This is a genomic window from Burkholderia sp. Bp8991, from assembly GCF_003853795.1.
In the GTDB taxonomy this organism is placed as follows: Bacteria; Pseudomonadota; Gammaproteobacteria; order Burkholderiales; family Burkholderiaceae; genus Burkholderia.
Genome location: NZ_QTQJ01000043.1, coordinates 1 through 11,724, shown reverse-complemented (window position 1 = coordinate 11,724; position 11,724 = coordinate 1). Strand labels below are relative to the sequence as shown.

8 protein-coding genes and 3 pseudogenes are annotated in these 11,724 nt (G+C 57.8%); 4 read left to right on the top strand and 7 right to left on the bottom strand.

Annotated features, from left to right (window positions below; translation table 11 throughout):
- Positions 1 to 100 precede the first annotated feature (100 nt).
- The 3 genes and pseudogenes from DIE02_RS31965 to DIE02_RS31950 form a co-directional block, all read right to left on the bottom strand.
- Positions 101 to 712, bottom strand: a pseudogene (locus DIE02_RS31965) (IS5 family transposase); the annotation flags it as partial.
- A gap of 173 nt (positions 713 to 885) precedes the next feature.
- Positions 886 to 1,485, bottom strand: coding sequence for a hypothetical protein (locus DIE02_RS31960; RefSeq protein ID WP_124489089.1), 600 nt, complete (start codon positions 1,483 to 1,485; stop codon positions 886 to 888).
- Between the two features lie 768 nt (positions 1,486 to 2,253).
- Complete coding sequence (locus tag DIE02_RS31950; RefSeq protein WP_185641040.1) at positions 2,254 to 3,567, bottom strand: O-antigen ligase; 1,314 nt, start codon at positions 3,565 to 3,567, stop codon at positions 2,254 to 2,256.
- 257 nt (positions 3,568 to 3,824) lie between these two features.
- Here DIE02_RS31950 and DIE02_RS31945 point away from each other — a divergent pair, with 257 nt between their 5' ends.
- Complete coding sequence (locus tag DIE02_RS31945) at positions 3,825 to 4,652, top strand: hypothetical protein (protein ID WP_124489087.1); 828 nt, start codon at positions 3,825 to 3,827, stop codon at positions 4,650 to 4,652.
- A 611-nt stretch (positions 4,653 to 5,263) separates the two neighbouring features.
- On the opposite strand, the pseudogene DIE02_RS36230 reads toward DIE02_RS31945, so the two are convergent.
- A pseudogene (locus DIE02_RS36230) lies at positions 5,264 to 5,404 on the bottom strand (hypothetical protein); the annotation flags it as partial.
- Positions 5,397 to 6,140, bottom strand: coding sequence for a WcaI family glycosyltransferase (locus tag DIE02_RS31935; RefSeq protein WP_260427350.1), 744 nt, complete (start codon positions 6,138 to 6,140; stop codon positions 5,397 to 5,399). The gene DIE02_RS31935 and the pseudogene DIE02_RS36230, both read right to left, overlap by 8 nt.
- A gap of 318 nt (positions 6,141 to 6,458) precedes the next feature.
- On the opposite strand from DIE02_RS31935, the gene DIE02_RS31930 reads away from it, so the two are divergent.
- The 3 genes and pseudogenes from DIE02_RS31930 (at position 6,459) to DIE02_RS31920 (ending at position 9,265) form a co-directional block, all read left to right on the top strand.
- Entirely contained in the window at positions 6,459 to 6,881 is a 423-nt protein-coding gene (locus DIE02_RS31930) for a putative colanic acid biosynthesis acetyltransferase (protein ID WP_311766908.1), read from the top strand.
- Positions 6,878 to 7,708 carry a glycosyltransferase family 2 protein gene (locus tag DIE02_RS31925; RefSeq protein WP_124489085.1) on the top strand — a complete coding sequence of 277 codons (831 nt, stop codon included), beginning with the start codon at positions 6,878 to 6,880 and terminating at the stop codon, positions 7,706 to 7,708. The genes DIE02_RS31930 and DIE02_RS31925 overlap by 4 nt, the downstream gene beginning before the upstream one ends.
- Positions 7,709 to 7,939: 231 nt before the next feature.
- Positions 7,940 to 9,265, top strand: a pseudogene (locus DIE02_RS31920) (IS4 family transposase).
- Between the two features lie 260 nt (positions 9,266 to 9,525).
- On the opposite strand, the gene DIE02_RS31915 reads toward DIE02_RS31920, so the two are convergent.
- Positions 9,526 to 10,935, bottom strand: coding sequence for a UDP-glucose/GDP-mannose dehydrogenase family protein (locus DIE02_RS31915; protein WP_124489084.1), 1,410 nt, complete (start codon positions 10,933 to 10,935; stop codon positions 9,526 to 9,528).
- 31 nt (positions 10,936 to 10,966) lie between these two features.
- On the bottom strand, positions 10,967 to 11,724 hold a 758-nt coding region (locus DIE02_RS31910; RefSeq protein WP_124489083.1), incomplete at its 5' end, for a WcaI family glycosyltransferase.

Here is an 11,724-nt window from a genome sequence, read left to right as displayed (position 1 = left end):
GCGTCAGGTCGCCAATCTATCAACCCGAAGCCAAGCTGGCGGGCGCGCGCCGAGCAGCTTTGCGGGCGGCGTATGGCATCGGCACGCGCCAGAGATGCGCTCATGCCCCAGCATCAAGCGACTTGCTGTGCGCCACACATAGGTTGGACAGCGCAAACAAGGTTGTAAGTTGCGCGGTGTTCTTCCTCAGGCCTCGATAGCGGACCTTGGGGTGGCCGAACTGCCGTTTGACATTCGGAACGGGTGCTCGACCCGTAGTCCGAATGTCGGCCTTGATTCGCTCGACTCGTTCGCTGAGCGGGTCATGCGGCTTGCTTTTGTCCAGAGCGCGACGCTTGTCTGGCTTCATCGCTACATGCCACTTCACAGCCCCTCGCGCGGTCGGGCGCTTTTGCACGCCCTGATAGCTCGCATCGCCAAACGCGTCGGGTTCCTCGTCATGAAGCAGACTGTAGGCTTCGAGCACGTCGCTGATGTTGCCCGACGTGCCTCGAACGGTGTGTGCCAGTCAGCTTGCAGCATCGCCACCAATATGCGCTTTCATGCCGAAATATCACTGGCTCCCTGTCTTGCTCTGGTGCAACGCCGGGGCACGTTCGCCCGAGGCGTTCGCGGTCGAACTCGGGGCACTGATCAGCGTCGCGTCTACCACTGTGCCCGCACGCAGCGTTAACCCTTTGTCGCGCACGATGTCGTTGACCACCGCGAGGATCCAGGAATTCTCGTTTGCACCCGCGCTTCGTCGAAAAGTTCAGTCCAAGGTCAGTTTGTTGCATGCGTTACATGCTCGCTAGCTTGACGATTCGTTGCAAGCACAATCACCGGCCATTTTTTAGAGTTTCCCTTACGTTCGGAGGGGTCTTTTTAACCTACCTTTTAGTTCGCTTACCAAGGTGAGCGGTAAACGCTGTTTCCAGTATCTGCACCGTGTGCGTTGTTGAATGATCCGAACTGTGATGCATCGTGCAACGCAGACGAAGTCACCGCAGCATTCACGTTAAATTTCTTGCTTTGTGCTCTGCCCCCTCCCTTGACACTCCGGCCAGCAGAGCCGTTTACATCGGTCCAGGCGTCCACCGCGCGCGTAGCAGATTCGGGTGAAATCAACCGTTCATTCGGCGTGAGGCTGTAGCCTTCCGTCTGCTTGGAAAATCGTGTATTACCAAGTTCGTCACCGAGATTCGATTCGTATCTCTCGTCATAGTCCTTCGGTGCGCCGAACAACGGAATCATGGATGTTCGGGGAGTCATTTTCGACTTTTGCGCCTGATGGTTGCCTGACGCAGCTTGATTATTTGCGCGACCAGCGACACCGTTTCCCCAATCCTTATTCCCTTGCGTTGCTCCAAAATGAGGCGACATCAACGTTCCCGCGGGCGTTGCCAGGTTGCGCCACTGACGACGCGCCTGCCTATCATTTGATGCACTCTGCGCGTTGGCTGATGTGCAGTCAGAAATAGATATTGCCAGCGCAATAGTGATCATTAAAATTCTATTAGTCATATGTATTTTTTACCGGAAGATATATGTGTCGAGATCGATTTAAAATTCACTTGATTTTTGCAAATGTTAAAGAATAGTTCGACTGCCGTCAACAAAGCACCTCGGATTGATCCCGGTGTAGGCCGACTCTTAGGGTGCGCCGTAGGAACTTTGTTTTCGTGGACTATGGCGGTGAATGAGACGTTAGAAATTAAAAAACGCAAAATCCGCAGCCAACGATAGTCAAGTTGGAGGACTTTGTTCCAACTGATCACCCGATGCGACCGATCCTGCAACTGGTCAATCAAGCGCTTTTGCGATTCAATAAGCCTTTCGCCAAAATGATGGTTTCATCGGCCGCTCGAGTGTCTGGCGGGTGCTCGATTGCATGCCGTGATCTTCTGCAAGATTTTTGGCGCCGACACCAGACTGCGAAACGCGTGATCTTGTGCGCGACTGCCTTACTCACAACATGACGCATACCAAATCCTCCGCGCCGGCCCCGGTTCGTCAAGACGGGGTGCTGTTCAAAAGCACGCTAGGTATCGGATGATACGGAGCGCAGCGAGTACAGCTTGGCTTTGAACGCACGTAGTACGGCATCGCGTGACAACCCTGCAGGAGCGAAATCGCGCCCGGCTTTGCCGAGGCGCGCACGCTCAGCGGTATTGGGGGCTATGCCCGCCTCCTCGGTCCGTTGATTACCGCGGGCGATGTGAGCACGTTAGGTCCGGAGCAAACAGTTCCGAGCCTCTCCTTTGGGAGCACCCTCTAAAGCGATTCACAGCCTGGCGAAGACGAGGCGAGCTGCGTATCGTCGAGTCCGGTGGAGCGGGACTTACCATGACCGAATTTGTGCGGAATCGTCGCTGATGATCGTGGTGCCCGATGCTCCGACGGCGTACCCCTAACACTTACTACGCGCCGGAACTTGAATTGACTCGGAATCAAGATGATCAGAATCATGAAGAATACTGATGCGCCATTTCCGATCGCAAGAAAATATCGTGCAACAATCGATTCTGCGAGAAAGAAAATAATGATTGAGAGGATCATCAGATTGACGGTGCTACCGGTCGCCCTCGATGCCATGTATGCGCCCCGAAGAGACCGAAGGACCTGATACAGCCAAAGAGCCAGACCAATAACACCAATCTCCGCAGCAATCATAAGGTATCCATTGTCGATTGCGTCCGTCAGTTGGGTGAGCCAAGTGCTTCGAAAACCAGCCCCCCACACTAAAGGCTCATTAGCCGTTCCGAACTGGTCGAGCACAACCTGCCACATTTGTGTACGACCAGAAAAACCGCTGTTGAGGCCGCGCTGTGAATTCGAGAGGTCGAGCAGAATATCCGTCCGCTCCAGAATATTCGGGAAGAACAGAATTGTCGCAACGAGCGCTGCAGTTGCCATAACGGCGAGGCCAAGGGTTCCCTTCAGTGATTTCGACTTCTCATACGCGTACACGAGCATGCAAGAGCCGATCGCGGCGAACAGACCTCCTCGAGACGACGCGGCGACACAGATAAGTGCGCTCGCCACCATGCCAGCCCAGAGCATGATCTTTACGACAAAGCGCTCGTCGCGCGCCTGCCAGAACATTGCCACTAGGTAACTGCCTGCAATATGACCCATTAGGTTCGGGTGGGCCCCAAATGGCCCCATATAGCGTGAAAGAATGTCTTTCCCAACGCCGGTCACACTGAGCGATGTGGAGATATTCGCGTGGTCTATGGCTACGAAACCTAGCATCACGATTGCGCCGGACAAGGCGAATGATTTTGTGACGTCTGCAATTTCGAGTGCACCGGCACATGCGGCGATGGAAAGCCACGTCCCCAAAAAGATGGCCGCGAACACAGCACTCTGTGCATCACTTTGAAACAGGGCCCCTACCAGACCAAAGCATGCGATAGCAACTCCAACGACGACCGTGCGGCCCATCGCAGTATCAGCCTTGCTTGGCCGTACGACCGCGAACAAAACAGCAAGCGCCGCGAGAATCGCGGAAGGCAGTATCAGCATTGCCTCGGCGATCGAGTTTTTAGTTCCATAGCAGGATCCGCCGATGAAAGCAATCAGCAAGGGAAGATGTATCTTCCCTTCAGATCGGGAGCGCAATACGTTTACGAGGGCCAAGCGGCCACCACTTCTTCTCAAAACGAGCATTTCGCACCCCTCGCGCGTATAGAATTCGGATGCAATTATGCTTCAGTCAGCCCAGCAAAGAACACGCCCAACATCATTGTCTGATCAATACTATATTTTGTCCGTCTCGGGCAATATTATTTTGTTGAATAACGCGGAGGTGGAATATGAGATTTTTGGGGTTCGAATTAAGCGTGTTGTTTCTATTTTTTTTGACTTTATGTCAACCCACAAACATTCTAGCAAGTCAGAATAATTTACCGCCGGGCGCCATGCATTTGGGATACACGAAACTAGTATTTAACGAAAAAGTTTCTATCAAAGACATATCGCCGGACGGAAACGGGAAATATAAATTTTATAGCGGAAAATGGTACGCCAAGACCCTGCCATCCATGGATCTCTACTCGGACCAAGACGGGATGCTTGCGATCGCACAAGGCGGAGATCTCGTGAGCGTTGCGAGAGATTTTTCGCTTGGGGCAATCCCTCTCCTTCCTGGGCGGGAAGGATTCTACGTCGAATTCGAAGCGAGGATGACGCGCGACGACCGCGACAACTGGCCTGCACTATGGCTTTTGCCGGTCGAGCATGATAATAAAAAAACGGACCACTATCCCGGGGATCCGCCCGGATTCGAACGCTGGATGGAACTCGATGTGCACGAGGGCGGGAATGGTCCCGGCATTACTGGGACCGTTCACAACTGGCAAGGTGAATGGCCACATTATTCCGGACACCAGAATCACAACAACGTGTCTCGCCGCCGCGTTGACCCGACGAAATTCCACACATATGGAGCCAGCTACGATCCGATTGCGAGGCGTGTGACTTGGTGGGTCGACGGAGTCGAGGAAATGAGCGCCGCCGGGCCAGAGGTTCCCGAGATCGCTGCGCGCCAGCATTTCTATCTCATCATGAGTGCCCAGACACATGGAAAACGCATGGAGTACACGATGATTGTTCGGCGGATCCGTGCATTCGTGCCGCAGTCGTCTCAGCTTCCTGCTGCGCGGCAGTAGGCTGTGTTCATATTTTCTCGAAGGTACCAAACGCACTGGCTGGGCCTCATTGATGACTGCCGCGGCCAATGAATCAACGCTTCTCTCGCAAACCCGTCAAGATACTGGTGGGTTCCGCCAATCCCAATCGAACTCGGTGATTTCTATGTACGATCGCCACGGTGAATTAACTAGTCTCAGGGATGCTGACACTAGCTGTCATGTTCCGCCATATAGGAGCCAATCGACTTTCGGCATAAAGGAGCCAGGAAGGAAACGGGAATCTCAAATCGTGACGCTCATTGCCGGCTTAACTTGTGGTGCGTGATCCCCCAAGGGGGGCAGCGATGGGCGGGCGGAGAATCGAGATGCACCAATATCGACAGGTTCTCGTGCGCATGCGCCAGGGGGATTCCAACCGCGAACTGGCGCGTTCGCGCTACATGGGGCGACGCAAGCACGACGCGCTCGATGCACTGGCGGCAGCGATCAGGTGGCGGCCTGTGAGCGGGATTCTAGATACCGATATCCGGAGCTTCTTTGACACGGTCAGGGCCGATTGCCAAGGAGATCGAAAGATGCTGGCGCTTGGATCGGCTCGACTCGAGTTGCTCAACGAATTGGGCGACATTGTCAGACTTGGTGCAGTACGATCTGATACTGACTCCGATCTCGGCAAGGCATGCGCCCGTGACGAGGCCCACATAGCCGGTGCCGATGATGGTGATTTTCATGTTGCCGTGTGTAGAAGGATCGAATGCGGTTTCAGAAATCCGGATGCTGCGTACCGGACACAGTGGTGCTGGACGGAGCGGCGCGCAATGTGCGCAGCCTGGCGTCGAATTCGTTCAGAACGGCCTCGCGCGACAGCACGGCCTCGGCGAATTGGCGCCCGGTCAACCCCAGCCGGCTGCGCTCTGCTGCGTTGACGGCCAGCGCATCAATCGCCGACGCCAGCGCATCCGGTTCGCCAGGCGGCACCACGACGCCACGCCGCGACACCACGTCATGCAGCTCCGTCCCCGGGCTCGCCATCGCAATCACCGCGCGGCCGCTCGCGAACATACCGGTCAGCTTCGACGGCATGACAAGATCGGCAGCGTCGGCACGTTGCGGAAGCACGTGAATGTCGGCCAGATTGAGCAGCTCATTGAGCCGGTTGGCGGGCTGCAGGTCCATGAACCGGCAGTTCCTGAGGCTGCCGCAGCGCGCGATCAGATCGTCGCGCGCGGGCCCGTTGCCGCAGAAGACGAACACGAGGTTGTCGCGCAATGCGAGCCTTTGTGCCGCTTCAGCCAGTATCTCCAGCCCTTGCTTGGCACCCATGTTGCCGGAATACAGCACCACGGTTGCGCTGGGCGATATGTGTAGCGTCGCTCGCAATTCGCTTGGACGTTTGAGCGGATGAATCGAGTGGGTGTCGGCCCAGTTCGCGAAATGCACGAGCTTGTGCGGATGAATGCCCTTGCGCATCGCGTGCTGGATCATCTTCCCGGAAATCGTCGACACGGTATCGAAGCGTTACCTGAGCGCGATGTGCAAGGAGAGCTAGATTTTGGCGGATTGATGCGATTTGGTGTGTGAGGCGCGACGGTAGACTTACAAATCGGCACATCCGTTGCGGCTTCGCGGCGCGCGGTACCGTGCTGACCCGTCCGGTCTCAGTACCTATCTCCATTTTCTGATCGTATGATTATTGACGGTAACGATCCAACCACTCAACCGTCGTTCGGTTTCTCGAACCGGTTGCTTCGCTCTGTATGGGGTGTCGCGTATATTGTCTTATTCAGATTCAGCCCCCGGCCATTTCACCGATGGAGGTCGTTCGTGCTGAGATTGTTTGGGGCCAAGCTGGGCCGTCATGTGCACGTTTATCCGCGAGTGAAGATCTGGGCGCCGTGGAAGCTGGAGATTGGTTCGTATGTTGGCATTGCGGACGACGCGGTCATCTACAACATGGCGGATATCAAGATCGGAAATTACGCTGTCGTGTCACAGGGCGCACACTTGTGTGGCGGATCGCACGATATCAATTCGAAGAACTTCCAACTCATCGCCAGTCCGATCACGGTGGGCGACCACGCGTGGATCTGCGCGGAGGCCTTTCTAGCGCCTGGGGTCGTCATTCCCGAGGGTGCGGTGGTCGGGGCGAGGTCGGTCGTATCGCGATCGCCAAAGGAGCAGTGGGCAGTGTATGCAGGGATGCCTGCCCGCCGGATCAACACGCGCGTGCGGAGAGTGGTGGAATGACGAACGGAATTTCTGTCCTGATCCTGGCGAAGAATGAAGAGCGCGACTTGCCGGGATGCCTCGAGAGCATCGCCGGCGTCGACGACGTCTGGATTCTGGATTCGATCAGCGAAGACCGGACGGTAGAGATCGCGAAGTCATTTGGTGCACACGTCGTGTCGAGAAAGTTCGATGGCTTTGCGGCGCAGCGAAACCATGCGCTGCGGAATTTTGACTTCAAGTACGAGTGGCTGCTGATCCTCGATGCGGATGAGCGGCCTTCTCCGGAATTGCTGAGTGAAATCCGGAAATTCGTGCTGGATGTGCCGCATGACGTCGCGGCAGCTCGCCTGCGTCGAAGAGACTATTTTCTGGGAACATGGCTGAAGCATGCACAGATTTCGCCGTACTTTGTCCGGCTCGTTCGGCCGTCGCGTGTTCATTACGAGCGCGAAGTCAACGAAGTGCTGATCGTGGATGGACATATTCACGAGTTGTCGGGGCCGCTGATCCATTTTCCATTTTCGAAGGGCATGTCTCATTGGATCGGTAAGCACAATGTTTACTCATCGATGGAAGCGGGCGAGTTGCTCCAACGCCGGAGGACCGAATATTCGCTGGTCAAGGCGTTGTTCGATCGTGACTTCAACGTGCGGCGGTTTCATCAAAAAGCGCTTTTTTACCGGATGCCATGTCGGCCGCTGTTCAAGTTTTTCTACATGCTGATTGTTCGCCGGTCGTTTCTCGACGGGTCTGCCGGGTGGCACTACACATTTCTGCAGTGTGTATACGAGTATTTGATCTCGGTGAAAGCCGTCGAGCTTCAGAAACGCGACGCAGGTCAATGACCAATGTGTTGCGTCGCGGGTAGCCTTACAACAGCGGATGCTCCTGCCGCTTTTCAGAAGCTGGTTTAAAGCATCGGCTTATACACAAGTCGCCCCTCCGCAACCGTAGGCCGAAACAAACTGCTGCCGAGCAATGAGATGGACCGGGGCTTGTAAACTTTCTGCGCATCGCGTTTACTTTCGCTTTTTTGCGTGAACGCCTTGGCTCTGGAAGCACCCGGCTGGACGGAAATCGAATTTGCCGACCTCGACCTTGGCGACGCGCGCTTGAACAGGCGAGCGAAGACATTGATGGAACGATTGTCGTCGAAGCCGACGGCCGACGGCCGGCGTACCGCGGGCATGTCGGGGCCGGGGCGAGACGATGGCAGCGTACCGCTTCTTCGACAACGACGAGGCCGAGTGGGGAGCGATTCTGGAGCCCCACTGGCGGCAGACCGAGCAACGGATGGCCGCTCAGTCGGTCGTGCTGTGCCTGCAGGACACGACGGAACTGGATTTCAACGGCCGGCACGCGATGGGCCTTGGGCCGTTGTCTTACGAGGCGCAGCGCGGGATGTATTTGCATCCGACCTACGCAGTGACGCCCGAGCGCGTGCCGCTGGGCGTGCTGGACGCGTGGATGTGGGCACGCGAGCCCAAGGACGCGCAGGGCAAGCGTGGCGGGCTCAAGGAAAGCCTGCGCTGGATCGGGGGTTACGAGCGGGTTGCGGAAACGGCATCGCGCTTGCCGAACACACGGCCGGTGTACGTCGCTGATCACGAGGCGGACGTGATTGCGCTGATGGTGCGAGCGCAAGAATTGGGCACGCCGGCGGATTGGCTGATTCGCTGGACCCACGACCGCGCGTTGCCCGAGGCGGCGAAGCTGTGGGCGACGACGACACAAGGCATACCGCTTGGCGAGATCGCCTTCACGCTGGGATCGCGTCACGGCGTGAAGGCCCGCCAAGTGCGTCAGCGCGTGTGGCTGCAGCGCATCGAACTGCCGGCCGGCGTGGGACAAAGCGTGGCGGCCATCTGTCTGGTGGCGCGCGAGTTCGATGCGCCAAGCGGCGTCAAGCCGATCGAATGGCGCTTGCTGACCAATCGCGACGCCACGACGCTGCAGCAAGCAATTGAACTGATCGACTGGTATCGGGCGCGCTGGGAAATCGAGATTTTGTTCAACGTGCTGACGAACGGTTACCGTATCGAGGCATTGCAATTGGGCGCGATCGACCGGCTCGAATGCGCGCTGGCGCTGTTTCTGGTCGTGGCTTGGGGATCACTCATCTGATGCACATGGGCCGCCGTTGCCCCGATCTGGATGCCAAACTGTTCTTCGATACCGATGAAATTCGCGGTGCGTATTTGCTGACTGACGTCAAGCTGCGGGCCAAGCCAAAACTCAACGAGGTGCTGCGCTTGATCGCGCGCTTGGGCGGATTACTCGGCCGCAAGGGCGACGGCGAACCCGGCGCAAAAGCTATTTGGCTGGGACTCAAACAGGTTCATGTCACTGCCAAGACATTGCAGAAGTTGCGTGCCGGCGGTCACGATGGAAATTGTGTATAAGCCGACGGGTTCAGGGTAGGTGGAATTTGGATCATTAATGACGCAGGTTTTGTCCCAGGCCGAAAGGCACGTATAGCGATCGAGCCTGGCAGGCTGGTCATCACGGCGTTGTAAACGGTGTGGGGCCGCGAAGTTTGCGGTCCTTCGCGGTTCGCCCCGGCATCTCACCGATCCTTTCCCGCATTACCTCGACAAACGCACGCACCTTCGCCAAAGGCCGTCGCGACGGGACCGCGACCCTGAACGCTCGGGCGGCATTTTCACCCTTTTGCGACTCTCAACGTCCTCACCGCTTTACGCATTCCCGTCACATACGGCCGCCCAATGCTGTAATACTCAATCCCCAGCTCGGCCATCGTCTCCGGTTCATACAGATTCCGGCCATCGAAGATCACCGGTTCGCTCAGCAACTCGACCAGCGCCGCGAAATTCGGGCTCTTGAACACCTTCCATTCGGTGACGATCACGAGCGCATCGGCGCCGGCCGCGGCGTATTCCGACGTCGTCACGAACTCAAGTCGCGAATGCGCCGCCGGATCGTCTCCCAGATCGATCGCGAGCACTCTCCGCGCTTCATCCGTCGCGATCGGGTCGTAAGCCCGTACGCTCGCACCGCGCTTCAGGAGCCCGGCCACCAACTCACGGCTCGGTGCCTCACGCATATCGTCCGTATTCGGCTTGAACGCAAGCCCCCACAGCCCGAACGTGAGCCCCGACAGATCGTCACCAAACCGCTCGTTGATCTTCTCGAGCAGCACCTTCTTCTGCGCGTCGTTGACCGCTTCAACCGCCTCGAGAATCCGCAGCGACCGGCCGTACTCGGCAGCGGTCTGCACCAGCGCGCGCACATCCTTCGGAAAACACGAGCCGCCGTATCCCACACCGGCGTAAAGGAAGTCATACCCGATGCGCGGATCCGAGCCGATCCCCCGCCGCACCGCTTCGATATTTGCCCCGACCTGACCCGCGAGATTCGCGAGATCGTTCATGAAAGAGATCCGCGTCGCCAGCATTGCGTTCGCCGCATACTTGGTGAACTCCGCGGAGCGCACGTCCATATAGCGCGTGCGCTCATGGTTCCGGTTGAACGGTGCGTAAAGCCGCTTCATCTGCTCACGCGAACGCTCACCAGCGTCGTCGCCGTCGGTGCCGATCACGATGCGGTCGGGCCGCATGAAGTCGTCAACGGCCGCACCTTCCTTCAGAAACTCCGGGTTTGAAACGACCGAGAATTCGTGGCGCAGCCCGCGGCGCGTGAGCTCCGTGGCGATCGCATCGCGCACATGCAGCGCGGTGCCGACCGGGACGGTCGACTTGTCGACGACCACCTTCGGGCCGTCCATGTACAGGCCGATATTGCGCGCTGCGGCGAGCACATACTGAAGATTGGCGGAACCGTCCTCGTCGGGAGGCGTGCCGATCGCGATGAACTGGATATCGCCATGCGCGACGCTGGCCTCGATGTCGGTCGAGAAGTGCAGCCTCTGGCTTGCACGATTGCGATCGATCAGCTCCTTCAAGCCGGGCTCGTGAATCGGCACGCCGCCGTCGTTCAGGATGTCGATCTTGCGTTGATCGACGTCGACGCAAAAGACGTCGTTGCCCATCTCGGCAAGGCATGCGCCCGTGACGAGGCCCACATAGCCGGTGCCGATGATGGTGATTTTCATGTTGCCGTGTGTAGAAGGATCGAATGCGGTTTCAGAAATCCGGATGCTGCGTACCGGACACAGTGGTGCTGGACGGAGCGGCGCGCAATGTGCGCAGCCTGGCGTCGAATTCGTTCAGAACGGCCTCGCGCGACAGCACGGCCTCGGCGAATTGGCGCCCGGTCAACCCCAGCCGGCTGCGCTCTGCTGCGTTGACGGCCAGCGCATCAATCGCCGACGCCAGCGCATCCGGTTCGCCAGGCGGCACCACGACGCCACGCCGCGACACCACGTCATGCAGCTCCGTCCCCGGGCTCGCCATCGCAATCACCGCGCGGCCGCTCGCGAACATACCGGTCAGCTTCGACGGCATGACAAGATCGGCAGCGTCGGCACGTTGCGGAAGCACGTGAATGTCGGCCAGATTGAGCAGCTCATTGAGCCGGTTGGCGGGCTGCAGGTCCATGAACCGGCAGTTCCTGAGGCTGCCGCAGCGCGCGATCAGATCGTCGCGCGCGGGCCCGTTGCCGCAGAAGACGAACACGAGGTTGTCGCGCAATGCGAGCCTTTGTGCCGCTTCAGCCAGTATCTCCAGCCCTTGCTTGGCACCCATGTTGCCGGAATACAGCACCACGGTTGCGCTGGGCGATATGTGTAGCGTCGCTCGCAATTCGCTTGGACGTTTGAGCGGATGAATCGAGTGGGTGTCGGCCCAGTTCGCGAAATGCACGAGCTTGTGCGGATGAATGCCCTTGCGCATCGCGTGCTGGATCATCTTCCCGGAAATCGTCGACACGGTATCGAAGCGTT

What these genes read in the sequence shown, in the direction of transcription:
- DIE02_RS31960 (WP_124489089.1), bottom strand. Translation starts at nt 1,485, where the DNA reads ATGATCACTATTGCGCTGGCAATATCTATTTCTGACTGCACATCAGCC.
- DIE02_RS31925 (WP_124489085.1), top strand. Translation starts at nt 6,878, where the DNA reads ATGACGAACGGAATTTCTGTCCTGATCCTGGCGAAGAATGAAGAGCGC.
- DIE02_RS31915 (WP_124489084.1), bottom strand. Translation starts at nt 10,935, where the DNA reads ATGAAAATCACCATCATCGGCACCGGCTATGTGGGCCTCGTCACGGGC.